At 67.0% G+C, this 23,066-nt stretch carries 25 protein-coding genes and 1 tRNA gene; 9 read left to right on the top strand and 17 right to left on the bottom strand.

Annotation, left to right across the window (positions count from 1 at the left end):
* Positions 1–56: 56 nt before the first annotated feature.
* From HB677_RS10375 to HB677_RS10365, 3 genes are all read right to left on the bottom strand, one after another.
* Positions 57–1,499, bottom strand: coding sequence for a cell wall metabolism sensor histidine kinase WalK (locus HB677_RS10375; protein WP_255546505.1), 1,443 nt, complete (start codon positions 1,497–1,499; stop codon positions 57–59).
* An 8-nt stretch (positions 1,500–1,507) separates the two neighbouring features.
* Positions 1,508–2,269 carry a response regulator transcription factor gene (locus HB677_RS10370; protein WP_275950901.1) on the bottom strand — a complete coding sequence of 254 codons (762 nt, stop codon included), beginning with the start codon at positions 2,267–2,269 and terminating at the stop codon, positions 1,508–1,510.
* Positions 2,270–2,335: 66 nt separating this feature from the next.
* Positions 2,336–2,692 carry a hypothetical protein gene (locus tag HB677_RS10365; RefSeq protein WP_213815623.1) on the bottom strand — a complete coding sequence of 119 codons (357 nt, stop codon included), beginning with the start codon at positions 2,690–2,692 and terminating at the stop codon, positions 2,336–2,338.
* A 186-nt stretch (positions 2,693–2,878) separates the two neighbouring features.
* On the opposite strand from HB677_RS10365, the gene HB677_RS10360 reads away from it, so the two are divergent.
* The gene (locus HB677_RS10360) at positions 2,879–3,490 is read left to right on the top strand and encodes a YqaJ viral recombinase family protein (RefSeq protein ID WP_213815622.1); all 612 of its coding nucleotides are present in this window, start codon (positions 2,879–2,881) and stop codon (positions 3,488–3,490) included.
* 206 nt (positions 3,491–3,696) lie between these two features.
* Here the strand turns inward: HB677_RS10360 and HB677_RS10355 are convergent, their stop codons facing one another.
* Positions 3,697–4,386, bottom strand: a complete 690-nt coding sequence (locus HB677_RS10355) for a DUF998 domain-containing protein (protein ID WP_213815621.1) — start codon at positions 4,384–4,386, stop codon at positions 3,697–3,699.
* Between the two features lie 58 nt (positions 4,387–4,444).
* The gene (locus tag HB677_RS10350; RefSeq protein ID WP_213815620.1) at positions 4,445–5,083 is read right to left on the bottom strand and encodes a Pr6Pr family membrane protein; all 639 of its coding nucleotides are present in this window, start codon (positions 5,081–5,083) and stop codon (positions 4,445–4,447) included.
* 116 nt (positions 5,084–5,199) lie between these two features.
* On the opposite strand from HB677_RS10350, the gene HB677_RS10345 reads away from it, so the two are divergent.
* On the top strand, positions 5,200–6,156 hold the full coding sequence (locus HB677_RS10345) for an NADP-dependent oxidoreductase (RefSeq protein ID WP_213815680.1): 957 nt from the start codon (positions 5,200–5,202) through the stop codon (positions 6,154–6,156).
* Here the strand turns inward: HB677_RS10345 and HB677_RS10340 are convergent.
* The 6 genes from HB677_RS10340 to HB677_RS10315 form a co-directional block, all read right to left on the bottom strand.
* Positions 6,153–6,683, bottom strand: coding sequence for a GNAT family N-acetyltransferase (locus HB677_RS10340; RefSeq protein ID WP_213815619.1), 531 nt, complete (start codon positions 6,681–6,683; stop codon positions 6,153–6,155). The two genes, HB677_RS10345 and HB677_RS10340, sit on opposite strands and share 4 nt — an antisense overlap.
* 84 nt (positions 6,684–6,767) lie before the next feature.
* Positions 6,768–7,457 (bottom strand): 50S ribosomal protein L1, encoded by a 690-nt coding sequence (rplA, locus tag HB677_RS10335; RefSeq protein ID WP_213815618.1) that lies wholly within the window; start codon positions 7,455–7,457, stop codon positions 6,768–6,770.
* A gap of 134 nt (positions 7,458–7,591) precedes the next feature.
* Positions 7,592–8,023, bottom strand: coding sequence for a 50S ribosomal protein L11 (rplK, locus tag HB677_RS10330; protein WP_213815617.1), 432 nt, complete (start codon positions 8,021–8,023; stop codon positions 7,592–7,594).
* Positions 8,024–8,117: 94 nt separating this feature from the next.
* Positions 8,118–9,149, bottom strand: coding sequence for a transcription termination/antitermination protein NusG (gene nusG, locus HB677_RS10325; protein ID WP_213815616.1), 1,032 nt, complete (start codon positions 9,147–9,149; stop codon positions 8,118–8,120).
* A gap of 86 nt (positions 9,150–9,235) precedes the next feature.
* Positions 9,236–9,523, bottom strand: a complete 288-nt coding sequence (secE, locus tag HB677_RS18435) for a preprotein translocase subunit SecE (protein ID WP_213815615.1) — start codon at positions 9,521–9,523, stop codon at positions 9,236–9,238.
* 51 nt (positions 9,524–9,574) lie between these two features.
* Positions 9,575–9,647, bottom strand: a tRNA-Trp gene (locus HB677_RS10315).
* 384 nt (positions 9,648–10,031) lie between these two features.
* Between HB677_RS10315 and HB677_RS10310 the strand changes: the two genes are divergently transcribed.
* Positions 10,032–11,261 (top strand): pyridoxal phosphate-dependent aminotransferase, encoded by a 1,230-nt coding sequence (locus tag HB677_RS10310; protein ID WP_213815614.1) that lies wholly within the window; start codon positions 10,032–10,034, stop codon positions 11,259–11,261.
* Between the two features lie 94 nt (positions 11,262–11,355).
* Here the strand turns inward: HB677_RS10310 and HB677_RS10305 are convergent, their stop codons facing one another.
* The 3 genes from HB677_RS10305 to HB677_RS10295 form a co-directional block, all read right to left on the bottom strand.
* Positions 11,356–12,063: an endonuclease domain-containing protein gene (locus HB677_RS10305; protein WP_213815613.1), complete on the bottom strand. Its 708-nt coding sequence runs from the start codon at positions 12,061–12,063 to the stop codon at positions 11,356–11,358.
* A 321-nt stretch (positions 12,064–12,384) separates the two neighbouring features.
* Positions 12,385–13,032, bottom strand: coding sequence for a response regulator transcription factor (locus HB677_RS10300; protein WP_213815612.1), 648 nt, complete (start codon positions 13,030–13,032; stop codon positions 12,385–12,387).
* A gap of 78 nt (positions 13,033–13,110) precedes the next feature.
* Positions 13,111–14,265, bottom strand: a complete 1,155-nt coding sequence (locus HB677_RS10295; RefSeq protein ID WP_307852556.1) for a PspC domain-containing protein — start codon at positions 14,263–14,265, stop codon at positions 13,111–13,113.
* Between the two features lie 113 nt (positions 14,266–14,378).
* Between HB677_RS10295 and HB677_RS10290 the strand changes: the two genes are divergently transcribed.
* From HB677_RS10290 to HB677_RS10265, 6 genes are all read left to right on the top strand, one after another.
* A complete protein-coding gene (locus HB677_RS10290) occupies positions 14,379–16,070 on the top strand; it encodes a PspC domain-containing protein (RefSeq protein ID WP_213815611.1) in 1,692 nt (563 codons plus the stop codon).
* The gene (locus HB677_RS10285) at positions 16,067–16,534 is read left to right on the top strand and encodes a hypothetical protein (protein ID WP_213815610.1); all 468 of its coding nucleotides are present in this window, start codon (positions 16,067–16,069) and stop codon (positions 16,532–16,534) included. Before HB677_RS10290 ends, HB677_RS10285 begins: the two co-directional genes overlap by 4 nt.
* A 140-nt stretch (positions 16,535–16,674) precedes the next feature.
* Entirely contained in the window at positions 16,675–17,541 is an 867-nt protein-coding gene (locus tag HB677_RS10280; RefSeq protein WP_213815609.1) for an ABC transporter ATP-binding protein, read from the top strand.
* Positions 17,538–18,425 carry an ABC transporter permease gene (locus HB677_RS10275; protein WP_213815608.1) on the top strand — a complete coding sequence of 296 codons (888 nt, stop codon included), beginning with the start codon at positions 17,538–17,540 and terminating at the stop codon, positions 18,423–18,425. The genes HB677_RS10280 and HB677_RS10275 overlap by 4 nt, the downstream gene beginning before the upstream one ends.
* Positions 18,426–19,727: a sensor histidine kinase gene (locus HB677_RS18835; RefSeq protein ID WP_213815607.1), complete on the top strand. Its 1,302-nt coding sequence runs from the start codon at positions 18,426–18,428 to the stop codon at positions 19,725–19,727. It begins immediately after the preceding gene.
* Positions 19,724–20,338 (top strand): response regulator transcription factor, encoded by a 615-nt coding sequence (locus HB677_RS10265; RefSeq protein WP_213815606.1) that lies wholly within the window; start codon positions 19,724–19,726, stop codon positions 20,336–20,338. Before HB677_RS18835 ends, HB677_RS10265 begins: the two co-directional genes overlap by 4 nt.
* A gap of 294 nt (positions 20,339–20,632) precedes the next feature.
* Here the strand turns inward: HB677_RS10265 and HB677_RS10260 are convergent, their stop codons facing one another.
* The 3 genes from HB677_RS10260 to HB677_RS10250 are packed head-to-tail and all read right to left on the bottom strand — an operon-like array spanning position 20,633 to position 22,691.
* The gene (locus HB677_RS10260; protein ID WP_213815605.1) at positions 20,633–21,841 is read right to left on the bottom strand and encodes a UDP-N-acetylmuramate dehydrogenase; all 1,209 of its coding nucleotides are present in this window, start codon (positions 21,839–21,841) and stop codon (positions 20,633–20,635) included.
* Entirely contained in the window at positions 21,838–22,248 is a 411-nt protein-coding gene (locus tag HB677_RS10255) for a MaoC/PaaZ C-terminal domain-containing protein (protein ID WP_213815604.1), read from the bottom strand. Before HB677_RS10255 ends, HB677_RS10260 begins: the two co-directional genes overlap by 4 nt.
* Positions 22,245–22,691, bottom strand: a complete 447-nt coding sequence (locus tag HB677_RS10250) for a MaoC family dehydratase N-terminal domain-containing protein (RefSeq protein WP_213815603.1) — start codon at positions 22,689–22,691, stop codon at positions 22,245–22,247. Before HB677_RS10250 ends, HB677_RS10255 begins: the two co-directional genes overlap by 4 nt.
* Positions 22,692–23,066 lie beyond the last annotated feature (375 nt).

Genomic DNA, 23,066 nt, shown 5'->3' with positions numbered 1-23,066 from the left:
GTTGATGCCCAGTCTGGCATGCGCGTGCGCGGAGAGTGGATGGCTCGGAACCGCGGTTACAGCACCCCGGGAAGGATGACCCGGAACGCGGTACGGCCGGGCTCGCTCGCGACGGAGACGGTTCCTCCGTGTGCGGCGACAACTGCCTGCACGATGGACAGTCCGAGCCCGGTGCTGCCTGCCGCGCGCGAGCGCGAGGTGTCGGCGCGGGCAAACCTCTCGAAGAGAGTCGCCTGCACCTCCGGCGCGATGCCGGGGCCGTTGTCCTCGACGGTAATGACGGCGGTCGTGGCATCCATCACCGACAACGACACAGTGACCTGCGTGTCGACGGGGGTGTGCACGCGGGCATTGGTCAGCAGGTTCGCGACCACCTGGTGGATGCGGTGGTTGTCGCCGAGGATGCGCACTTCCTCCTCGGGGGCATCGAGCACCCACTCGTGATCGGGGCCGGCGGCGTAGGCGTCGCTCACGCAATCGATGAGCAGGCGTCCGAGGTCGACGGGCTTCTTCTCGAGGTCGCGACCCTCGTCGAGACGGGCGAGCAGCAGCAGGTCCTCGACGAGCGAGGTCATGCGCAGCGCCTCGGACTCCACGCGGCCGATCGAGTGCACCACATCGGTGGGCAGGTCGTGGTTGCCGCGGCGGGTGAGTTCGGCATATCCGCGGATGGATGCCAGGGGCGTGCGCAGCTCGTGACTGGCATCGGCAACGAACTGACGCACCTTGTTCTCACTGGCCTCGCGGGCAGTGAGGGCGGCGGCAACGTGACCAAGCATGCCGTTGAACGCGGCACCGACCTGCCCCACCTCGGTGCGGGGATCGGTGTCGGCCTCGGGCACCCGGATGGCGAGGTCGACCTCACCCTTGTCCAGGGGCATCGAGGCGACCTGGGTGGCCGTCGCGGCGACCCGGCGCAGCGGACGCAGCGCCAGGGAGACGATGAACGCGCTCGCCAGGGCGGCGATGAGAACTCCACCGACGGAAATGAGAATGACGACACCGCGGAACTGCCCGACCGTGGCCTGCACCTCGGTCAGCGGAATCGCGATGATGACCTGAGCGCCCGACGCCGTGTCGAAGGACACCGCTCGGTAGTCGCCGAGCGAGCCGCCGAGCGCCAGTGTGGTGGCTTTACCGTTGCTGTCGATTCCCAACAGCAGGTCGCTTTGCTTCTGGCTGAACTCGGGGGCCGTCCCGTTGGTCCTGGCCTGGATGCCCGAATTGAAGGTTCCGCTGTTGATGACCACGGCGATGGTGCCGAGCGGCAGCCCGGGCGTGAGGATGTCGTCCGGGCGGGGCGTTCCCATCGCGGAAGGCCCACCGCGGTCGATCACGCTGTGCGCCTGCGTATCTATGAGCTGCCGGTCGACGCGCTGCACCAGATAGTTCTCGAGCCCGATGATGCTGGCCACGCTGATCGCGAGGCTGACCAAGGCGACGAGGGCAACGATGCTGACGACGAGCCGGGTCCGCAGCGTCCACTTGCGCCGGGGCATCCGGAGCTTCATCGGGCGGGCTTGAGGACGTAACCGACACCGCGAACGGTGTGGATCATTGCGGGATGACCCGCGTCGATCTTCTTGCGCAGGTAGGAGATGTAAATCTCCACCACGCTGGACTTACCGCCGAAGTCGTAGCTCCAGACCCTGTCCAAAATCTGCATCTTGCTGAGCACGCGGCGCGGGTTGCGCATGAGGTAGCGCAGCAACTCGAACTCGGTGGCGGTCAGCTCGATGAGTTCGCCGGCGCGGCGCACCTCATAGCTGTCCTCATCGAGTTCGAGGTCCCCGACGACCAGGTAGGAGTCCGCGGCTTCCTGCACGGTGGCGCCGGACCGGCGGATGAGACCGCGCAGCCGGGCGACGAGCTCCTCGAGGCTGAATGGCTTGGTGACGTAATCGTCGCCGCCGACGGTGAGACCGGCGATACGGTCATCCAACGCGTCCTTGGCTGTGAGGAAGAGGATGGGAGTCTGGTTGCCGTCGGCGCGCAGGCGGGTGAGCACCTGGAGGCCGTCGATGTCCGGAAGCATCACGTCGAGCACGATGACATCGGGGCGGAACTCGCGGATGACGCTGAGGGCCTTTTGACCGTCGCCGGCGAGCTTCACGTCCCACCCCTCGTAGCGCAGGGCCATCGACAGGAGATCGGTGAGGGACTCCTCGTCATCAACGACGACGGCCCGAATGGGGCTGCCGTCCGCGCGGCTGAGCTGGGGCTGCGCTGCAGCAGAGGAGTGCATTGATGCGCCGGGAATAGTGGTCATGGTTCAATTATTGGGAAGTTCCTATGAACAAGCTGTGACCGGTGAAACCGGGGCCTACGACAATGCCTAGCGTGCCCGGTGAGTGCTTCCCGCGCGCACGACAATGACGATTGCTCCAAGGAGGAGTACGAGGCTGACCAGAAGCATCAGCACCGTGGACGGCTCCATCGACTGCAGGTTGAACATGGAATTCTTCACTCCACCCTCCTGCTCACTCACGGGCTTGGAGGTCGGCGCGGGCGTCACGAGGAGCGGGGCCGAGGCAAGCTGGGCGACCGCGGAAGGCGTCGCGAATAAGGACGCCGATGCAGCCGTTACCGCGGTTGGCGTCGCGGCGGAGGCGGGTGCGATTGACAGCAGCCCGAGGCCGGCGGACAGCACAACGACCGCGGTGGCCGCAAATGCGCGCCAACGTTTCGACATGGTTCTCCCGTGCGAAACGTTTTCGGGTCATTTCGCGGTTGTCCCCAGGGACCACAAGTTCTGTCCCCACAAGTGCCGACGCTACAGGGTACAAATTTTGCGAGCAATGGAATCCCTATCCCCAGTGCGGGGGACACGGTTGCGCCTCTCCGCGCCGGTGACGGTCCGGCGAGGGACAATGGTCAGGTGACGTACGTGCAGCAGACCCTCTCCCTCTGGGATGAGCCTCTGCCCGATCACCGCACACGTGTTGTGGCCAACTCCACAGACCGGGTCGCCTGGCTCCGCGCCCGCAGCCGCGGGGTCACCGCCACCGACGTGGCACGCCTCTCGAGCGAGCGGGCGGTGCAGTCCGTCGCGCAGGAGAAGCTCTACGGAACCGGCTTCGGCGGCAACGCGTACACCGACCACGGCAACGCCCGCGAACCCGAGATCGCCCGCTGGGTGCAGCATCACCACGGCATCACGCCGAGCACACAGCTCTTCCACGCGTACGGTCAGCCCCTTCATCTGGCGACCCCGGACGGCGTCGACGACCGCACCAGCACCGTCGTGCTCGCCGAGATCAAGACCACGTCGAGCGCCTGGCGCACGATCCCCCGTTCCTACCTGCGGCAGATCTGGTGGCAGCAGTACGTGCTCGGCGCCGAGCGCACCCTGCTCGTCTGGGAGCAGCACCTCGATTTCGTGCCGATCGCTCCGGAGCCGCAGTTCCGCTGGATCGAACGCGACGACAACGAGATCCACGCCCTCGTGGGCCTTGCCGATCGGCTGCTCGACACCCTCGCCCGCGCCTAGTTTCGCGGCCGGCGGCGGGGCCTCCGCGTGAAAACGGTCGATTGCGCTGAAAACGGTCCAGCGCGCCCGCCCGTTTTCAGCGCATTCGCCCGCTTTCGGGTGACGGGCCACCGCGGCACCGGGTTCGGCGCCCGGGCCGAGGCGCGCGTGGCAAAACGGGGCCGCGCGGGTTCTGGCGTGACGGAGGCGCGGCTGCTGTGCGGTGGTTAGGGAGCGACCGATGTCGGCGCGACCGGGGTCACGGCAGTCGGCGCGACCGGGGCGACGGCGGCCGGGACATCCACCGTCCCGACATCCGATGCTTCGAGGCTGTCGGCGTCGACCAAGGTGTCGGCGAGCGGGCGTCCGGTGATCGCGCGCGCCGCGATGACCGCGCCGTAGACCGCGACCCAGCCAATGGCTACCGTCGTCGCGACGAACTCGAGGCGGGATCCGAAGCCGGTGGCAACACCGATGAGCGACAGGATGCCTCCCGCCCCGGCGATCACGGCGACCGCTGCGCCCGACGCCCGCGAGAAGATGGCGAGGGCGCGGTGATCGCGCGCGAAGGACGCCTGCAGCATCGCCCACACCGCAGCGCCGAATGCGATCACCGCGCAGGTGATGTGGGTGAGGTCCTGCCAGGTGAACGACGGGCCATACGGCACCGGGCACCCGGACGTGCAGGTCACCTGGGAGGCGACGAGGAAGAAACCGCTGGCGATCCACAGGGAGATGGCCGGAGTCCACACGCGCAGTACCGGGAGGCGGGAGCGGATGTCCCGGCCGGCGAACGCGATCAGGCTTCCGCCCACCACGATCAGCAGCAGCGCGATTTCGAACTGCTTCGCGGTGGGCTGGCCGGTTGCGCCCAGCTCGCTGACGTAGAGGTCACGGGATACGGACAGCCGGGCCATCCAGATCAAAAAAAGGGCAACGAGAACCAGTGCACTGCCGACTATCGCGGCAGCGGCATCACGCGGCCGCCGGCGCACCCGGTGCCCCCAGGATCCGCACGCGGCTCAGTGCCCAGACGATGGCGCCGAAGCCGGCGAATCCCACGGCGATCGCGAGACAGTACAGAGCGACCCCTCCGCCGCCGAGCGCGGGGTCGTGAAAGTTGAGGAACGGGTAAGGCACCCACCCGTCGGTACCGACGCGGATCAGCACCACGCCGAGCCACACCAGCGGGTAGATCAGCACGATCCAGTAGCGGTTCCACGGCAGGGGCGAGCGGTCGCCGAACAGCACCCAGTCGAGGGCGATGTAGATCGGCATCACGACGTGCAGCACCGAGTTGGCCCACGGCAGGTCCGCGCCACCGGCTAACCCCACGAGCAACGTGTTGTACACCAGCCCGACGATGATCATGTAGGTCGCCGAGGCGCCACGCGCGATGAGGAGAGCGGATGACTGGGGGCTTCGGGTAAATCCCGCGTACGCCGTCACCGCCAGCACCACCGCCGCGATGATGTTGCTCTGAATGGTGAAGTACCCGAAAAAGTTGAACGGGTTGATGGCGGAGCGCGATGCCGTGTCGGTAAACGTCGCGATGACCGCGACCGCGGTGAGGACGACTGCCGCCGCTCGCAGCACGGCGAAGACTGTTCTCATTCCTGCATGGTATCGGGCAGATAAGTTTGCACCGGGGTGACATCTTTGTAACAGGGCTGACTCATTACTCCTCTTTACTTGGGTACAGAGGGCAGGGAGGCCACAGAATGACCACGATGCGAGCCGTGACAATGGCGACGACGGGTGGCCCAGAGGTGCTGACCGTCACTGACGTACCCATGCCAACGAAGGTGAACTCCGAATTCCTGGTGAAGGTTTTCGCCGCGGGGGTTAATCCCATCGACGCGAAGACACGTGCGGGCAAGGGAGTTTCGGCGTCCATTCAGAACTACCCGGCGATCATCGGCCAGGATTTCAGCGGCGTCGTGATGGAGTCGCCGTATGAGGGTCATCCACTCAAACCCGGCGATGAAGTGTACGGAATGGTCATGGTGCCGCGGTTCAGCGGCAGTTACGCCGAGTACCTCACGGTTCCGAGCCTCAGCCTGACGAAGAAGCCCGCGGGGATCTCCCACGTCGAGGCCGCCGGCGTGCCGCTGGCCGCCCTGACCGCGTGGGGAATGGTCGTCGAGGTGGCGAAGGCCCACGAGGGCCAGCGCATGCTCATCCACGCGGGAGCCGGCGGCGTCGGCCACTTCGCCGTGCAGTTCGCGAGCTATTTCGGCGCACACGTCATCGCTACCGGGTCCACCCGCAACCAGGCGTGGCTGAAGGAACTCGGCGCAAGCGAGGTCATCGACTACACGACCACGCGCTTCGAAGAGGTCGTCAGCAACGTCGACGTTGTGGTCGACCTGATCGGCAACGTGCACGACAGCACCGGAACGCGCTCCCTCACGGTCATGCGCCCGGGCGCACTGATGATCAACGGCCCGACCGGCAGCTGGCCCACGTTTCTCGACGATGCCGCCGCCGCCGGCATGCGCGCCACCAGCTACAAGGTGCCGCCGGACGGCTCCACGCTCGCGGTAATCTCGCGCCTCATTACCTCGGGCGATGTGCGCGTCACCGTCGACACCGTGTTCGACCTCGCGGATGCGGCCGACGCCCACCGCGCGATCGAGTCGGGGCACACCCGCGGAAAGATCGTGCTGAAGGTGCGCGACTTCTAGAGCACGCGCTCCCGCACGAAGTCTTCTTCGAGGCGCCCGCCGAGCAGGAACTTCTTCTCGCCAACCACGGTGAACCCGTTCTTCTCGTAGAAGCGGTTCGCGCGCGCGTTCTCCTGGTTGACACCAAGCCAGACGCCCGCGGCTCCGCGGGAAGCGGATGCCTCGACCGACGCCTCGATGAGCTCGCGGGCAATCCCTCCGCCGTGCGCGTCCGCCAGCACGTAACACTTGCTGAGCTCCGAGCTCGGGTGCACGGTGAGTGCCGCCTGCACGTCCGGATCCGCCGACTCCTGGTGCACGACCAGCGTGTACCCCGAGGGGACTCCGTCCACCTCGCCGATCAGCAGGTCACGCGCGGGGTCGGCGAGGTACCCGGCGAAGGCGGACTCGGAGAGGGTCGTCCCGATGAATTCGTCGATCGCTGCGGGACTGGTTCCGGGCGGGCACGCGAGCGCAAAGGTGGCAGCGGCCAGCCGGTGCAGCAGCGCAGCGTCATCCGCCCCCGCAAATCGAATCTCCAGAGTCATGGCAAGAGTCCTCTCGTGAAACCGTCGGTGGGAGCACAAAAGGGGCCCGCCGAAGCGGACCCCTGAAGTGGTGGTGCTGAGTGCTTAGAAAGCGTTGATGTCGAGCGGGATGCCAGGACCGAAGGTCGTCGAAACGGTGCCCTTGGTGATGTAACGGCCCTTGGAGCTGCTCGGCTTGACGCGAACGACCTCGTCGATTGCTGCCTTGATGTTCTCGGCGAGCTGGTCCTGCGTGAAGCCGGACTTGCCCACGACGAAGTGCACGTTGGAGTGCTTGTCGACGCGGAACTCGATCTTTCCACCCTTGATCTCGGTCACGGCCTTGGCCGTGTCCTGGGTGACGGTTCCGGTCTTCGGGTTCGGCATGAGGCCACGCGGGCCGAGTACCTTTCCGAGACGACCGACCTTACCCATGAGCTCGGGGGTCGAGACAGCGGCGTCGAACGACGTGTAGCCGCCCGCAACCTTCTCGATGAGCTCGTCGCCACCGACCTCGTCGGCGCCGGCAGCGATAGCTGCCTCAGCCGCGGGGCCCGTTGCGAAGACAATGACGCGGGCGGTCTTGCCGGTGCCGTGAGGAAGAATCACGGTGCCGCGGACCATCTGGTCAGCCTTACGAGGGTCGACACCAAGCTTGAGGGCGACCTCAACGGTGGAGTCGAACTTCTTCGAGCCAGTCTCGCGTGCGACCGCAACGGCCTCGCTTGAGCTGTAGAACTTGCCTTCTTCGATCTTTTCGGCAGCGGCCCGGTAGGCCTTGGACTTCTGTGCCATGAATATCTCCTGAACTGAGTTCGCGGTATGTGTGAGCCTGGCTGGCTCTCCCGCTGTGGGCGAGCGGATGATCCGCCCGGCCCTATGTGCTGATGAAAGTGTGTTCGTCACCTGCGTGACGGACGAAAAGCTAGTTACGCTTCGACCGTGATTCCCATGGACCGCGCGGTGCCCGCGATGATCTTCATGGCAGCTTCGACGTCGTTCGCGTTGAGGTCAGCCTGCTTCTGCTCGGCGATGGAGCGCAGTGCGTCCTTGCTGAGCTTGGCAACCTTGACCGTGTGAGGCGTGGAGGAACCCTTGGCAACTCCGGCGGCCTTCTTGATGAGCTCCGCTGCGGGCGGGGTCTTCAGGATGAAGGTGAATGAACGGTCCTCGTAGACGGTGATCTCAACGGGGATGACGTTGCCGCGCTGCGACTCGGTGGCCGCGTTGTACGCCTTGCAGAACTCCATGATGTTGACGCCGTGCTGTCCGAGCGCAGGGCCGATAGGCGGTGCGGGGTTGGCGGCGCCGGCCTGGATCTGAAGCTTAATCAGACCCGTGACCTTCTTCTTCGGTGCCATGTTACTTCCTTCTTTTCGGTGTCGAGCGGCGCAGGGTCATCCCCCACACACGCTCTCCCGTTGACCCGGCCATTCCGGGTCACGGTGGTCTTAGTTAGAGCTTCGTTACCTGGTCGAAGCTGAGCTCGACCGGTGTTTCGCGCTCGAACAGGGAGACGAGCACGGTGAGCTTGCCGCTCTCCGGCTTGATCTCGCTGATGGATCCCGGCAGGCCCGCGAACGAACCTTCCTTGATCGTGATGGTCTCTCCGACCTCGAAGTCGACCTCTGCAGGGATAACGCGGATGGGGGTCTTACCCTTCCCACCGGTTTTCGTGCTGACGGGGGCTTCGACGATCTGCACGAGGCTCTTCAGCATCGAGAAGGCCTCTTCAAAGCGAAGCGGCGTCGGGTTGTGCGAGTTGCCCACGAATCCGGTGACGCCGGGGGTGTGGCGAACCACGGACCAGCTGTCCTCGTTGAGCTCCATGCGCACGAGCACGTATCCGGGGATACGAACACGGTTGACGAGCTTGCGCTGGCCGTTCTTGATCTCGACGACGTCTTCCATCGGAACCTCGACCTGGTAGACCTCGTCTTCCTGGGCCATGGAAACGCGGCGGTTCTCGATGTTCTGCTTGACGCGCTTCTCGAAACCGGCGTATGAGTGAATGACGTACCACTTGCCCGGGAGGCCGCGCAGCTCGCTGCGGAACTCCTCGTAGGGATCAACCTCAACGGGCTCGCCGTCGTCGTCGAGCTCGGGGCCGTCGTAGGGAGCAACCTCGGGGACCTCGGCTGCCTCTTCCTCGGCTTCGATGTCGGCCTCGTCATCGGTCGCGGCGACGGAGGCATCTGCCTCGTCGAGCGAGTCAACGTCGAGTGCATCGTCAACGATGGCGTCGGCTTCGGGGTCAACAGCTGCGTCGAGGGCCTCGATGAGTCCGGCGAGGTCTCCCGCGCCGCCCTCTTCCTGGTCGTCGTCCTCCAGCTCGTCATCGTCAACGAAGTGGACGGCCGCGTTCTCTGCAGAATCGACGGACGCCTCCTCCTCGGCGAGCGGGTTGCCCTCCTGGGCTTCGTCCTCTTCTGACGACTGCTCTGCAGCCGTAGCTAGGTCGATATCCGGGCGGTCAGACTTAGACACGGGATCTCATTCCATTTCTTGTTGCACATCACGGGCGCGAAGCCCGGGCGAAAAATTCAGTTGGTCAGGCGGTGAAGCCCCGGTGGTTAGTTGACGCCCGGAAGCGTGCCATCCCCGAATACCCAGGAGACAAGCCAGCTGAAACCGAAGTCCAGGCCGGAGACCAAAACCATCATGATGACGACGAAGACCAGAACCACACCGGTGTAGCCGAAGAGTTCCTTGCGGGTCGGGGTGACGACCTTCTTCAGCTCGGTGATGACCTGGCGAATGAAGATGGCAATGCGCACGAAAGGACTGCGCCGTTCAGAGCGCTCCTGTCGGGCTTGCGCGACGACATCCTCACTGGGCTCGTCGATCACTTTCCTAGCCACAATCACTACCTTTCACCGTCTGTTGCCCCACACATGTGTGGAACGACATCGCAGGGCGGACAGGACTCGAACCTGCAACCTGCGGTTTTGGAGACCGCTGCTCTACCAATTGAGCCACCACCCTAAGCATGCAAAAATCTGCGGCTTCCGCTCGTTTCACCCACAATTCGGGCACGCAAAAGCTTGGCAGATTTCAACTACCTCGAACAGTGTACGGCATTCTCGGGACTGGCAAAAAGTCCGGTGCCCCACGACGGTGATTGCGGGACGCCTGCACGAGAGTGGCGCACGTATTCTTCGGCCCTCAATTGTGACAAGCCGGATGACCCTGCGCCACTCCACCCCGTTACTGCCAGCCACTACACACCTGCCCGCCCCGTGCCGAACCCTGCGCCCGCAACCCAGTCGCGCGCGCCGGACCGCGCCACCGCGGCGCCGCCCGCCCCGCGCCGAACCCCGCCACGCCCGGGCGTTTCCGCGCACTCCTCTTTATCTTTACGATGTAACCGTGACCACCCCACTTCCCCGTGTTTCCCGGCGTATTGGCGCCATTGCCGAATCCGCGACCCTCAAGGTCGACTCGAAGGCAAAAGCCCTTCAGGCACAGGGACGGCCGGTGATTAGCTTCGCTGCGGGTGAGCCCGACTTTGCTACTCCCGAGCACATTGTTGAGGCCGCGGCATCCGCCACTCACGACCCCAAGAACCACCGCTACACCCCCGCCGTCGGCCTTCCCGACCTGCGCGAGGCGATCGCCGCCAAGACGCTGCGCGACAGCGGCCTGGAGGTCGGCATCAACCAGATCATCGTGACCAACGGTGGCAAGCAGGCCGTGTACCAGGCGTTCGCGACCCTGCTCGACCCGGGCGACGAGGTCCTGCTGCCCGCGCCGTACTGGACCACTTACCCCGAGGCGATCAAGCTTGCCGGCGGCGTTCCGGTCGAGGTCTTCGCCGGAAGCGACCAGGACTACCTCGTCACCGTCGAGCAGCTCAAGGCCGCCCGCACCGACCGCACGAAGGTGCTGCTGTTTGTGTCGCCGTCCAACCCGACGGGAGCGGTCTACTCGGCCGAGCAGACCACGGCGATCGGCGAGTGGGCCGAGGCCAACGGACTCTGGGTCATCACCGACGAGATCTACCAGAACCTCACCTACGCCTCCCTCGACGAGCCGGTGGGCTCCCCCGGAGCGCGTGCGCCCTCGATCGTGGAAGCCGTCCCCGCGCTGGCGGACCGCACGATTCTCGTCAACGGTGTTGCCAAGACCTACGCGATGACCGGATGGCGCGTGGGATGGATGGTCGGACCGGTCGACGCCATCAAGGCCGCCGCCAACCTGCAGTCCCACCTGTCGTCGAACGTCTCCAACGTGTCACAGCGTGCCGCGATCGCCGCGCTCACCGGGCCGCAGGACACTGTCGAAACCATGCGTCAGGCCTTCGACCGCCGGCGCCGCACCATTGTCACCGAGTTGAACAAGATCGACGGCATCGTGTGCCCGACCCCCGAGGGCGCGTTCTACGTGTACCCGGACGTGACGGGTCTGCTCGGCAAGACCTGGGGCGGCGTCACCCCGACCACCTCTCTCGAACTGGCCGACCTGATCCTCGACCAGGCAGAGGTAGCCGCGGTTCCCGGAGAGGCGTTCGGGCCTTCCGGATATCTCCGCCTCTCGTATGCGCTCGGCGATGCAAACCTGCTCGAGGGAGTGCAGCGCCTCCAGCGCCTCTTCGCCTAGTCGCTCCTCCTCCTCCTCCTCCTCTCCCGCGACTTGCATAAAAACGCTCTATTTCTCGCGAAAATGGAGCGTTTTTGTGCAAGTGGGCGCAGCGTCAGCTGGATCGACGAAGGAGAACGCGGCGAATGCGATCTACCAACTCGCCGGGATCCCGCAGGTCGTGGCTGTTGATCTCAATGCCGTACCAGCCAATCGCTTCCAGCCTTGATCTCCGCGACATATCAGCCCGTCGCTGCTCGACGGTGAAGTGATACTCGCCTTGATACTCGAGAAATACCTTGACGGCGGGAAAGGCGAAGTCGAGTCGGTATGCCGCTCCCGGGACTTGCACCGTGAAGTTCACCTCGAATCCCTCCACGCCGGCGAGAACGAGAATGACCCGCAGTATCGATTCCCGGGGCGATTCCGACCTGTTGTGGAGAAGAGTACTTGCGAAGCTCAGCGTGCGGGCTCCGCGTCGTCCTGCAAACTTTCGAACCATATTCCTGAGTGAACTGACCGAGGTCAGCGGATGGCGCCAATGGATCAAGCGATCACCGACGGCGACGAGTTCGGCCAACGGCAGCACCTGGCCCAATTCGCACCAGACGCGCTCGGGCGAACTGATCGGGAGGCCGTCCCAACTTCGCACGTCTCCACCAACGAGCTTCACGGCATGACCCACGATTCCGACCCGCTTCACGGCACGAGTCGACGACGGGACAGCGACATGCAACTCTGCTGAGTTTTGCAGCCACAGGGGCAACGGCAACGCCATCACTTGCGCCGCAGTGATTGAACAAAAGAAGGCGTTCGCTGGCATGCGGGGCGCGTATGCGCGGCACCTTGACAGCACGTCCACGGGAATCTCGCCGACGACGCGGACTCCGTGAAACGGAGACCTTAGGTCAGCGCCCCGAAGTCGCCCCGCGCTAACTCCAGCCGCCTGCGCAGCTGCGGAAGAGAACGGCTCCCGGTTGAACGGCTCGGGTAATGGCTGCGAAGTTGGCATGCGTCGAAAATGCCAGAATCAGTGCCGCGCTTTGCGAACTCTCCACCGACCCAGGTCAGAGCTAACCGACTCGCACAAAACTGCTCTATTCGGGCCATTTTTAGAGCATTTTCATGCAAGTCGAGGAGTCCACTAGAGGAGCTTGCGCTCCAGGGCCCACGCGGTGAGCTCGTGCCTCGACGACAACTGCAGCTTGCGCAACACCGCCGAGACGTGGGATTCCACCGTCTTCACCGAGATGTAGAGCTCGCTCGCCACCTCCTTGTACGCGTAGCCGCGCGCGATCAACCGCATGACCTCCTGCTCCCGGGCCGACAGCCTGTCGAGCTCCTCGCTGGTCTCTGCCTGCTCGCCGGCGACGGCGCCGAACGCATCCAGCACAAACCCCGCGAGACGCGGCGAGAACACGGCATCGCCCCCTGCCACGGCGGACACGGCCCGGCTGACCTCCTCGCCGGAACTGCCCTTCGTGATGTACCCGCGCGCGCCGGCACGAATGACCCCGACCACATCCTCCGCCGAGTCCGAGACACTCAGCGCAAGAAATCGCACCCGCTCGAGCAGCGCGGAGCTCCGCCGAATGACCTCCGCGCCTCCCCCGCCCGCGCCACCGGGCAGATGCACGTCGAGCAGCACCACCTCCGGCACCAGCGCGGCGATCAGCGCGACGGCGTCGTCGACGTTCGCCGCCTCACCGAGCACCGTCACGGACGCATCGAGATCGGCCCGCAGCCCCGAACGAAAAATGGAGTGGTCATCGACGATTACGACGTCAGTCATGGGGTGCCTTCAGTCTGCGCTGCGAGATAGGGGATGGAGAGTGGATGCCCCGGGGCGCGGCCGCGCCGAACACCGGGGTCACCGCGACACCTCGAGGTGCAGGTGCACCTCGGTGCCGGAGCCGGCACCGGGCCGAACGGTCGCGGTACCGCCAGCACGGGTCATCCGCCTAATGATGGATTCCTTGATACCGAGCCGGTCGGACGGCAGCGCATCGAGATCCACGCCGGGGCCGCGGTCGCGCACGAAGACGTCGACCGAGCCGGGGCGGGTCTCGAGGTAGACGGATACATCGCCTCCGGCATGGCGGGCCGCGTTGAGCATGGCCTCGCGGGCGGCGGCGACCAGCGCGGCGTTGGAGGCCGGGGCCTCGCCCGCGGCAACCACGTCGATGCGCACGGGGTAGTCGAGTTCGATAGCGGCGGCTACCTCGCGCAGGGTGGTGGCGAGGTCTGCGGCGGCGGGCGCATCCCCGGCGAAGAGCCAGTCGCGCAGCTCGCGTTCCTGGGCCCGGGCGATGCGGGCGACCTCGGTCGAGGCTCCCGCACGGTTCTGAATCAGCGCGAGCGTCTGCAACACCGAGTCATGCAGGTGGGCGGCGATCTCCGCGCGCTGCTCCTCGCGCACCCGGGCGGACCGCTCTGCCATGAGGTCGGTCCAGAGAGTGAGCACGCGCGGCGCGGCGATCACGCCGACGCCGAGCACGACGAGGACTACCCCGAACACCGCGTTGACTGCCGTGGGGCGGGTGCCCAGAGCCGCGGTCCCGACGAGCAGAAGCAGCACGGCCGACCACACGCGGATCCACACGCCATAGCGGGGCGACCGGCCCGGGTCATGGCGGTCGAGGGTGAGGCTCCAGGTGACGGCTGCTCCCGTTGCCACGGCGACGAACACGAGTCCGTCGGTGGCGGCGGACTCCGATCCCCGCAGCAACAGCTGCAGCGACGTGACCACCGCCGCGACGGCGGCAACGGCCAGAAGGAGGGCCGCGATGGGTGCACGGCGGTGCTGGACGGTCGGGTCATCCGTCTCCCGCGACTCCACCGGCACGAGCGCCCAGAGCCACAGGTATAACAGGACGCCGGAGCCGCCGCAGAACGCGAGGATGACTGTGATCAGGCGCACGCGGGAGACGGGCCAGCCGAGGTGCACGGCCAGTCCCGCGCAGACGCCGCCCAGGATCGTCCCGCGCACGCGCACGAGCGGGGGTCGGGGCAGAGTGGTGATCACCCTTGAATCCAAGCAGATCGGCGAGCGCCCCGGACCGATTGCCCCGAAGAATCAGGGTGCGGTGGGGGCGATCCCCCATGGCAGCAATCCCGGCCAGCGGCCACCATCGAGATATGGCACAGCAAACACCTCCCCCGGGCAGCACCGGGACATCCGACACCGCCGCCGGCACGCCCGGCAACGGCAGCACCCCCGGGTCGACCCCACCCACTGCGGACCCGGGCCCCGGGGCATCCGGCAACCGCTTCTTCTCCTGGCTGCGGGCCCTCGGCATTCAGCGCGAGCCCGGCTGGATCGGCGGCGTCAGCGCAGGCCTCGCCACCCGCATGCGCATCGACCCGGTGATCGTGCGCGGAATCATCGTCGTGCTGACCATCGTGGGTGCGCCCACGGTGCTGCTGTACGCGGCGGCCTGGCTGCTGCTGCCCGACCAGCAGGGCAAGATCCACCTCGAGCAGGTCTTGCGCGGACGCTTCGAGGCAGCCATCGCCGGCATCGGCGCCCTCGTGCTGCTCGCGATCATCCCGGGCACCTACGGGCTGGGCACCTTCCTCACCCTCGACAACTACAACGGCGCCTTCGGCTGGGCGCAGGGCTTCGCGCACCTCATCTGGCTGCTGGCGATCACGGCGTCCATCGTGTGGTTCATCGTGTGGCTGGTGCGGCGAGCGCAGGCGCAGCCGGGCGGCACAGCAGCAGGCGACGGGATGCCCCGGGCGGCCGCCACCTCCACGAACCCCGGCGATCCCGCGGCGGGCGTTGCCCCCTTCGCGCCCTACGTCGACCCGACCACCGGCGCCCCCGTGGCCGCCGCGCCTACTGTCACCCCGCCCCCGGCTCCCCCGGCGCCGACAGCGGATTCCTCGGCCGCTGACGTCGCCGCGTGGCGCGAGCAGCAGGCGCAGTGGAAGCAGCAGCACGACGCGTACCGCCGCCACCAGGGCGCCGAGTTCCAGGCGGCCAACCGCGCGGCCCAGGAACGGGCACGCCAGCAGCGGTTCGCACAGCGCGAAGCCGAACGTGCCGCACGGGCCCGCACACGCTCGAACCCCCTGTACTCGTTCATCGTGATCGGGCTTGCCATCGTCATCGGCGGAATCGTCACCCTCGCCACCTACACCGCCCCGACCGCACACACCCTCGATGTGGACGCGATCCTCGCCGGCCTCGCCTCCGCGCTCGCGGTGCTCGCCGTGGGCATCATCGTCAACGGCGTGCGCGGCAAGCGCTCGGGCGGGGCCTCCGGGTTCGCCGCGGTGCTGCTCGTGCCGATCATCTTCGCGGCGATCGTTCCGCAGACCGACACCTTCCGCTACGCCGGCGACCAGACCTTCACCGTGGTGCAGCCCTCGGCGTACTCCACCACCACCTACGTGAACGGGGCGGGTGCCGTGCGCGCCGACCTGTCGAAGTTCTACCCGTCCCCCGCTCCCGCCGGCACGACCTCGGGCGATGGCGGCTACACCGACGACAGCGTGAACATCGTGGTCGGCGCCGGGGACGTCACCGTCACCCTCCCGAAGAACGAGTGGGTGAGCGTCGTCGCCTACGTCGGCGGCGGCTCCATCAACGCGAGCAACAGCGCCGATGCGGTACCCAGTGGCACCAGCACGAATGGGGCGGATGACCCGGCCGACGTTCCCTCGGGCATGTCCGTCGAACGCTTCGGCCGCAAGTACAGCGACCTGTACCACCCACCCGGACAGCTCGACACCGCCACCGCAGCCCGCGTGCTCAACGTGCGCGTGTACGTCGGCACCGGATCCGTCACGATCATCGATCCGAACAAGGGAGTCACCCCGTGAGCACCTCAGAACCCCAGCCCACCGAACCGGACACCACGAACACCCAGGCCAGGACGCAGCCCACGGACGCACTGACCCGCGAGCTTCCCGCCCAGGATGACGCCGAGACCCTGCAGCTCTGGGCGACGTCGCCCGGGGCCGGGGCATCCACCGACACCGCAGCGCCCGTCACGGCACCCGCGGACGCCGCAGCCGGTACCGCAGCCGCAGCTGCTGCCGCGTCCACGCAACCTCAGCCGCAGCCCCGGCTGCGCGTGCGGGTCGGCACAATCGTCTGGGGCGTCGTGCTCCTCGTCATCGCCGGCCTCGCCCGCGTCGCCACCCTGATCGACCCCGCGGACTACACGCCGACGTTCATCATTTGGAGCGTCATCGGCTTCGGCGGACTCCTCGTGATCGCCGGCGTCGCCGCCGCGGTCGTCAAGGCTGTGACCCGGCGCCCCGGCGCCGCACGCTGGGAGTAGCGCCCCACGGCGAGCGCCGGCCGGGCGTGCAGTAGCACTCCGGGCGAGCGGCGACCGGGCCGGCATCAACCGATCGGTTGACCCGCAATTCACCCGGTGCACCACTGCCGGGACGCGCACGCCACGACCACCATGGGGATATGACAGATTCCGATGCAGTTGTGAGCGTGCGCGACCTGCGCAAGACCTACGGAAACCTCGCCGCAATCGACGGCGTGAGCTTCGACATTCACCGCGGCGAGACCTTCGCCCTCCTCGGCCCGAACGGCGCCGGCAAGAGCACGACGATCGAGATCCTCGAGGGCTACCGGGATCGCACCGGGGGCGAGGCATTCGTTCTCGGCATCGATCCGACCCACGGTGACCTCGCCTGGAAGGCCCGCCTCGGCATGGTGCTGCAGAGCACGGGCGAGAGCGGAAACGTCACCGTCTCCGAACAACTCACCCACTTCGCCGGTTTCTACCCAAACCCGCGGTCGGTGACCGAAGTCATCGCAGCGGTCGGGCTCGAGGGCAAGGCCAAGACGATGATCCGCAAGTTGTCGGGTGGACAGCGACGCAGAGTGGATGTCGCGCTCGGCATCATCGGTCGACCCGAGCTGCTTTTTCTCGACGAGCCGACCACTGGCTTTGACCCCGAGGCACGACGGCACTTCTGGGACCTGATCAACCTCCTCAAGAGCGAGGGCACGACCATCCTGCTGACCACCCACTACCTCGATGAGGCCGCGCAGCTGAGCGACAGGGCCGGCATCATCGCCGGCGGCAGGCTCGTGGACATCGGCTCGATCGACGAGCTCGGCGGCGCCGAGGCCCGGGTACCGATCGTGCGGTGGCGGGACAACGGGGTGAAGCAGGAGACTCGCACCCCGACCCCCGGTGCCGTTGTGGCCGACCTGATGCGGGCCGGTCGGGAACCCGACGACCTGCAGATCATCCGCCCGAGCCTCGAAGACATCTACCTCGAGCTCGTCGCCCGTTACGAAGAGAAGGAGCGTGTCGCATGAGCACCGCGCACACTGCCCGGCCCGGGACATCCGCTGTCCGACAGACGCTGCCCGGCACCCCGCCTGCCCTGCCCGCCGGCCGCACCGTGCGCCTCGGCGCCAGCCGCATCGCCTATGAGGTCAAGACGTACTTTCGGCAGGGCGACTCGGTGTTCTTCACGTTCCTGTTCCCCGTCGTATTTCTGCTGATCTTTTCGGTGGCGTTCGGCGACCAGAGCTTCGGTAAGGACGCCGACGGCAACGACGTGACCGCTGCCCAGTTCTACCTGCCCGCCATGCTGTCCGCCGGCCTGCTGCTCAGCGGCATGCAGAACCTGGCCATCGACATCGCCACCGAGCGCAGCGACGGTACCCTGAAGCGGTTCGGCGGAACCCCGCTGCCCGTGCTCAGCTACTTCATCGGCAAGTTCGGGCAGGTATTCGTGACCGGGCTCGCGCAGGCAATCCTGCTGCTGCTGGTCGCGGGCGTCGCCTTCGGGGCGAAACTGCCGACCGAGGCATCCGCATGGGGCACTTTCGCCTGGGTGTTTGTGCTGGGCGTCTCGACGTTCGCGGTGCTGGGGATCGCGCTCAGCGCCCTGCCGCGGTCGGGCAAGAGTGCGACGGCGGTCATCATTCCGATCGCGCTGATCCTGCAATTCATCTCGGGGGTCTACCTGAACTTCTCGCAACTGCCCGAGTGGCTGCAGAACTTCGCGAGCATCTTCCCGCTGAAGTGGATGGCGCAGGGCATGCGCTCGGTCTTCCTGCCCAGCACCTACGAGGGGCTGGAGCCGGGCGGCGCGTGGAATCTCGGCGGTGTCGCCCTCGTCACCGGCATCTGGCTGGTCGCGGGTTTGATCGTTTGCCGCTTCACTTTCCGCTGGATCCGCAAAGATAGCTAAATGAAGCGCAGTAGCTGGTGGCACGTCGCGGTGCTCGGCGCCGCGGCGGTGCTGTCGGCGATTGTGCTGCTGGATGCCTCGACCGCCGCAGACCGGATCGTCGGAGTCTCCGCGGCCCTCGCCATCGTGGTGGGGTGGTTCGCACTGGGCCAGTTCTGCTCCACCCAGTCGGCTACGGAGGCACCCTCGGCCGACGGCATCCGCTCGCTGGCATTCACCGTCATTCTGGTGGTGGCAACGGGTGTGGGTGTGGCCGCCTACCCCTCGTTTGCGATCGTGCAGGGCCTGGTGTTCCCTCTGCTCTGGACGACCTGGTCGCGCCTGCTCTGGGCGTTGCTCGCGAACACCGCGCTTGCGGCCGCGGTCACCATCGGCTTCATCGTCGCGCTGGGCACCTCGCCGGCCGCGATCGGACAGGCGGTGCTGACCGGAGCGATCTCGCTCGGATTCAGCATCGCGCTCGGCATGTGGTTCAGTCGCGTCTACGACCTGGTGCACGAGCGCCAGGCTCTGATCGACCAGCTCGAGGCGGCGCAGGACCAACTCGCAGCGCTCAGCCGGGAGGCCGGGGCTGCCGGCGAACGCGACAGGCTGCGCCGCGAGATTCACGACACGATTGCGCAGGACCTGACCGGGCTGGTGCTCACCGCGCAGCGCGCCCGCCGCGAGCTGCGGTCGGGAAGCGTCCCCGCCGCGCACGAACAGATCGACATCCTCGAAGACAATGCCCGGGCGGCCCTGATCGAGACACGCGCGCTCGTCGAGTCCGGTTCGGCAACCGGGGCCGACGGCGGGCTGACGACGGCCCTCAACCGCCTGGGTGAGCGCTTCGAACGGGAAACCGGCGTCAGCGTGGCGGTGCGGGCCGCCGGCACCACCGAGATCGACCGCGACAGCGAGGTTGTTCTGTTGCGGTGCGCGCAGGAAGCGCTGGCCAATGTTCGTAAGCATTCACGCGCGACCGCGGCATCCATCACCGTGACCGCCACGTACAACGCGGTGATCCTGCGGGTCTCGGACAACGGCGCCGGGTTCGACGCGACCCTGCCCAGCGACGGCTTCGGGCTCGCCGGCATGCGCGATCGCCTCGCCCTCGCCGGTGGCACGCTCGAGCTGCTGACCGAACCGGGCCGTGGAACCGCGCTGGTCGCGACCCTGCCAATGCCGGGGATGCCTCCACTGGTGCCGACGGGTGCGGCTGCGGTGCAGCCTGCCGTGACCCCTCGCGCGCCGGCTATGCCCGTGGCGGCCCCAGCGGCAACCGCGGCTCCGGCCTCTCCCACCGGCCGGGTGTCGCCGTGATCCGGGTGCTCGTCGCCGACGATCACCAGATTGTGCGGGGCGGCATCGTGGCACTGCTCGCCTCCACCGATGACATCGAGGTCGTCGGTGAGGCAACGACCGGGCTCGAGGCGGTCGCCCTGGCGCTGGAGCTGACGCCCGACCTCGTGCTCATGGACCTGCGCATGCCCGGCATGGATGGCGACGAGGCGACATCGCGCATCCTTAAGGCCGCTCCCGCGATCCGCGTGCTGATTCTGACGACGTACGAGAGCGACAACAGCATCCTCACGGCGATCGAGGCCGGCGCGAGCGGATATCTGCTGAAGGCGGCACCGCAGGACGAGATTCTCGCGGGCATCCGCTCGGTGGCCCGCGGCGAGGTCGCGCTCGCTCCGTCAATAGCGGCGCTGCTGGTGAAGCGGCTGAGCACGCCCGCCACGACCCTGAGTCCGCGCGAGACCGAGGTGCTCACGCTCGTGGCCGCGGGCAACAGCAACCCGGCGATCGCAGCCGCGCTGTTCGTGAGCGAGGCCACCGTGAAGACGCACCTGCTGCACGCCTTCGAGAAGCTCGGGGTGAGCGATCGCACGCGCGCGGTCACCCGCGCGATGGAGCTCGGGCTGATCTAGCCCTTGTGGTGCTCGCCCTCGCCTCGGAGCTTCATCGAAGGAGCAAAGTTTGTCGTTCCTGCGGTCTCGCGGCGACCATCTCTGCTCCTTCGATGGAGATCGCGGCCCGATGGCGCATCGAAAGCGCAAATTTCGACAGTTCTGGACCTCCGAAGGGAAGGTTTTTACCCTTTCGGCGAAGTTCGCGGGCGGGCGGGGCGGGCGAACGCGTCGGGTGGGCGGCCGGCTGGCGGCACCGGCGCGGCACGGGCGCGCCGGCGCGGCACGAGAGCGCTGGGCGGGCCGGCCCGGGGGCTACAGCGCGGTGTTCACCAGCACGGGCTCGGGGTGCAGGCGCACTCCGAACTCACTCATGACCCGGGTCTGGATATACCGGGCGAGTTCGCTGATCTCCGCGGCGGTCGCTCCCCCACGGTTGGTGAGCGCGAGGGTGTGCTTGCTCGACACCGCTGCACGCGACCCCGGCAGGGTAAAGCCCCGGCCGACGCCCGCGTGCTCGATCAACCAGGCGGCACTGAGCTTGACGAGGTACTCGCGGGCCGGCGCCGGGGTGGGCACGGCGCCGAGCGGAAGCACGGTGGTTTCCGGCTCGGGGTCCACGGGCCAGCGCGGCGCGGCCTCCGGCAGGGCGCGAGCAAAGTTCTCGGTCACGATCGGGTTGGTGAAGAAGGACCCGGCGCTGACGGAATCGGGGTCGTTCGCGTCCAGCACCATCCCCTTGCTGGCCCGCAACCGCAGCACGGTCTCGCGCAGCGCCGCGATCGGCACGCGCTGACCGAGGTCGACGCCGAGAGCACCGGCGAGCTGGGCGTAGGCGACGGGCGCGCTGAGAGCCGTCATCGCGGGCATCGGGTCGGACGTGTCATCCGCTTCGTCCACAGCGATCGCGTGCCGTCCCCGCGACGCCTCGAGCGCCACCGGCTCGCCGAGTGCGAGGTCAAGCTCGATGGAGACCACGAGTCCCTCGCGGCCGGCCTTGAGAGCGGAGGTGCGGTAGCCGAGGTCGAGGTCCGCGGCGGGGATGCGCTCGACCTCGCCCGTGAGGTAATCGAGAAACTCGACCGACACGAGCACCGAGCTCAGCTCCTGCCCGTAGGCACCGATGTTCTGAATGGGCGCGGCGCCGCACGACCCGGGGATGCCCGAGAGCGCTTCGATGCCGGTCCACCCGTTGGCGACGGTGTACGCAACAAGGGCGTCCCAGCTTTCGCCGGCCTGCACGCGCAGGCGCACGGTGGCGTCGTCGGCGTCGTCCGGCATGGACGTGGATGACACGCGGTCGATGCCGCGCGTCACGACCCGCACCACCGTGCCGTCGAAGTCGTCGTCACCGACCAGCACGTTGGAGCCACCGCCGAGCAGCAGGACTTCCTCGCCGGACGCCCACAGCTCGCCGACGGCCTCGATGAGTTCCTGCGGGGTCGCCGGGGACACCACGGTGTGGGCAGTTCCGCCCACCCGCAGCGTGGTCAGGTCGGCCAGCCGCACGGTGGGGTCAGTCATGCGCCCGCCAGGGACACCCGCACCTGCGACTTGCCCAATACCGTCGCCCCGTCGAAGGTCACGGTGAGGTCGATACGGGCGCCCGCGTCATCCACCACTCCCACCTTGGCGACGACGGTGATGTCCGCGCCCTCGGTGGCGTCGACGGAAACGGGACGCGTGAAGCGCACCTGGTAGTCGACGACGGATCCGCGGTCGCCGAGCCACTCGACGACCGGCTGCACGGCGACGCCCATGGTGAGCATGCCGTGGGCGAGAACGCCGGGCAGGCCAACACCCTGCGCGATGTCGTCGCGGTAGTGGATGGCGTTGAAGTCACCCGAAGCCCCCGCATACCGCACGAGGGAATCACGGGTCAGGTGGTAGGTCTTTTCGGCGATGATGTCGCCGACGGTGAGGTCGGTCATTCGTCTCCCCGAACTACGAGCGTGGATGTGGCGGTCACGACGTGCGCTCCGGTGGAGTCGACGATGGATGACTCGGCGGTGACCATGCTGTGTCCGCCGAGGCTCTTCACACTGGCGACCGTCAGTGTCGCGGTGAGCTCATCGCCGGCGACGATCGGTCGCGTGTAGCTGAAGCGCTGGTCACCGTGCACGACGCGGGTGAAGTCGATGCCGGCATCAGGCTCCGACAGCAGCTGGGCGAGGGTCGACTCCTGCACCACCACGGCAAACGTGGGTGGGGCAACGACGTCGTTGTAGCCCGCGGCGGTGGCGGCTTCCACATCGAAGTTGAGCGGACTGGTCGAGAAGACGGCGCGGGCGAACTCGCGCACCTTCTCCCGACCGACGAGGTATGGGGCTGTGGGAGGGAAAACGCGTCCCTGCAGCTCGGGGTTCACTGGCACCCCCTCAGCTTAGTTTGAGGGGCGCGATGTGCCGTCCGAACGCAGAAATCCCCGGTCGACCACGTGGTCGCCGGGGAGTTCTGGGTGAATCTCTGGTGTAGATCAGAGCCAGTGGGGAAGAACCCTTACTGGCAGCTGTCGCACTGCAGAAGATCCATCGGGTCGACGGGAACTGCGTAGCCGCCAACAGTGTCGTTGTCGTTGTCCATTCGGACCTCCTAAAGTCTTGTGTCGCCTCGCGGTTGCGGGGTGAGTACTTACTATATAACCGGAATCACACCAATGTCATTCCACTAGATGTAGTGGTTCGGCGTGTCGCGCGATATTTTTCAGCATATAACTGACCACCGACATTCCCGCGCGAAGTTTCGCGAG

The organism is Glaciihabitans sp. dw_435, from assembly GCF_018449675.1.
Taxonomy (GTDB): domain Bacteria; phylum Actinomycetota; class Actinomycetes; order Actinomycetales; family Microbacteriaceae; genus Glaciihabitans.
This window is presented reverse-complemented; position numbering and strand designations above follow the sequence as displayed.

What these genes read in the sequence shown, in the direction of transcription:
- HB677_RS10375 (WP_255546505.1), bottom strand. Translation starts at nt 1,499, where the DNA reads ATGCCCCGGCGCAAGTGGACGCTGCGGACCCGGCTCGTCGTCAGCATC.
- HB677_RS10370 (WP_275950901.1), bottom strand. Translation starts at nt 2,269, where the DNA reads ATGACCACTATTCCCGGCGCATCAATGCACTCCTCTGCTGCAGCGCAG.
- HB677_RS10365 (WP_213815623.1), bottom strand. Translation starts at nt 2,692, where the DNA reads ATGTCGAAACGTTGGCGCGCATTTGCGGCCACCGCGGTCGTTGTGCTG.
- HB677_RS10355 (WP_213815621.1), bottom strand. Translation starts at nt 4,386, where the DNA reads ATGGCCCGGCTGTCCGTATCCCGTGACCTCTACGTCAGCGAGCTGGGC.
- HB677_RS10350 (WP_213815620.1), bottom strand. Translation starts at nt 5,083, where the DNA reads ATGAGAACAGTCTTCGCCGTGCTGCGAGCGGCGGCAGTCGTCCTCACC.
- HB677_RS10345 (WP_213815680.1), top strand. Translation starts at nt 5,200, where the DNA reads ATGCGAGCCGTGACAATGGCGACGACGGGTGGCCCAGAGGTGCTGACC.
- HB677_RS10340 (WP_213815619.1), bottom strand. Translation starts at nt 6,683, where the DNA reads ATGACTCTGGAGATTCGATTTGCGGGGGCGGATGACGCTGCGCTGCTG.
- rplA (WP_213815618.1), bottom strand. Translation starts at nt 7,457, where the DNA reads ATGGCACAGAAGTCCAAGGCCTACCGGGCCGCTGCCGAAAAGATCGAA.
- rplK (WP_213815617.1), bottom strand. Translation starts at nt 8,023, where the DNA reads ATGGCACCGAAGAAGAAGGTCACGGGTCTGATTAAGCTTCAGATCCAG.
- HB677_RS10305 (WP_213815613.1), bottom strand. Translation starts at nt 12,063, where the DNA reads ATGCCAGCGAACGCCTTCTTTTGTTCAATCACTGCGGCGCAAGTGATG.
- HB677_RS10300 (WP_213815612.1), bottom strand. Translation starts at nt 13,032, where the DNA reads ATGACTGACGTCGTAATCGTCGATGACCACTCCATTTTTCGTTCGGGG.
- HB677_RS10290 (WP_213815611.1), top strand. Translation starts at nt 14,379, where the DNA reads ATGGCACAGCAAACACCTCCCCCGGGCAGCACCGGGACATCCGACACC.
- HB677_RS10280 (WP_213815609.1), top strand. Translation starts at nt 16,675, where the DNA reads ATGACAGATTCCGATGCAGTTGTGAGCGTGCGCGACCTGCGCAAGACC.
- HB677_RS10275 (WP_213815608.1), top strand. Translation starts at nt 17,538, where the DNA reads ATGAGCACCGCGCACACTGCCCGGCCCGGGACATCCGCTGTCCGACAG.
- HB677_RS18835 (WP_213815607.1), top strand. Translation starts at nt 18,426, where the DNA reads ATGAAGCGCAGTAGCTGGTGGCACGTCGCGGTGCTCGGCGCCGCGGCG.
- HB677_RS10260 (WP_213815605.1), bottom strand. Translation starts at nt 21,841, where the DNA reads ATGACTGACCCCACCGTGCGGCTGGCCGACCTGACCACGCTGCGGGTG.
- HB677_RS10255 (WP_213815604.1), bottom strand. Translation starts at nt 22,248, where the DNA reads ATGACCGACCTCACCGTCGGCGACATCATCGCCGAAAAGACCTACCAC.